Source organism: Rhizobacter sp. P3_B12 (assembly GCF_056402895.1).
Genome location: NZ_JBFUGN010001438.1, coordinates 1 through 1,115, shown reverse-complemented (window position 1 = coordinate 1,115; position 1,115 = coordinate 1). Strand labels below are relative to the sequence as shown.

Genomic DNA, 1,115 nt, shown 5'->3' with positions numbered 1-1,115 from the left:
TCTCTGCCTGGGGGTTGGAGCACTACTTCGAACGCCCCCTCAGGAATCGCGCAAGAACATTGATTGAACCAGCCAGAGTCCGTCCCATCTCATGATCACCCTTCTCTCCCCCCTCGCCTCCGCGAGTGAGCGCACGGCGCTGGCTCAGACGTTCTCGGCGGCAACGCCCTTCCAGCACGTCGTGATCGACAACGTGTTCCCGGAGAGCGTGCTCGACTCCGTGATCGAAGACTTCTCCCGCGTGCGTCACAACACGATCTACAACGAAGCGACGACCTTGCGCAAGCACACGTGCGATGAATGGAGCCGCTTTCCGCCAGCCACGTTCGAGATGATCTCGTACCTCAATTGCGGCGACTTCGTATCGTTCCTCAGCGACGTGACCGGCATCAAGGGGCTTGTCAGCGATCCATTCCTGATGGGCGGGGGCTTGCATGAAACGATGCCGGGCGGGTTCCTCAAGATGCACATCGACTTCAACTACCACCGCAGGCTGGAGCTCGACAGGCGAATCAACGTCATCCTGTTCCTGAACCGGGAGTGGCAGCCCGCCTGGGGCGGCGAACTGGTGCTGGCCGATCCGCAGATGAAGACCCAGGTGCCCGTTGCGCCCATCTTCAACCGCATGGTGATCTTCAACACCAACGACTTCTCCTTTCACGGCCAGCCCGATCCCCACGGTTTTCCGGAAGGCAACTCGCGCAAGAGCATTGCGATGTACTACTACTCGAACGGCCGGCCGGCGCACGAGACCACGTCGGCCAAGATCGGTACTACGTACAAGGCGCGCCACACCGGAGACTTGCCGCTGCGCGAGCGGCTCAAGGAAGCCGCTCGCCTGCTGGCGGGTTCGAAGCGCGCGCGGTGATGGTTGTGCTGGCTTGACGGGTCAAATGAAGAAGATCCTGATCTTCGCGTGCCGGCGCGGCCGGACCCGCGACCTGCCGCTGCTGCGCGCCGGCGCGCGCGCCGCGGGTTTCCGCTTCGTGCTGGTGCTGGTGCCGTTCGCCTGGCCGGTCCTGCTGCTGGCCGCCATCGCCCGCTGGATGGGTGTCGAGGTGTCCGTGGTGATCAGCGACCGGTTCGCCGGTGACCCCTGGCTCGCGCGCCTGCTC

At 63.8% G+C, this 1,115-nt stretch carries 2 protein-coding genes; both read left to right on the top strand.

Going from position 1 to position 1,115, the window contains the following annotated elements:
• The first annotated feature begins 91 nt into the window (after positions 1-91).
• Positions 92-868, top strand: a complete 777-nt coding sequence (locus AC1D01_RS35895; protein WP_477874467.1) for a 2OG-Fe(II) oxygenase — start codon at positions 92-94, stop codon at positions 866-868.
• A gap of 25 nt (positions 869-893) precedes the next feature.
• Positions 894-1,115: hypothetical protein (locus AC1D01_RS35890; protein WP_477874465.1), on the top strand; the 222-nt coding region annotated here is incomplete at its 3' end.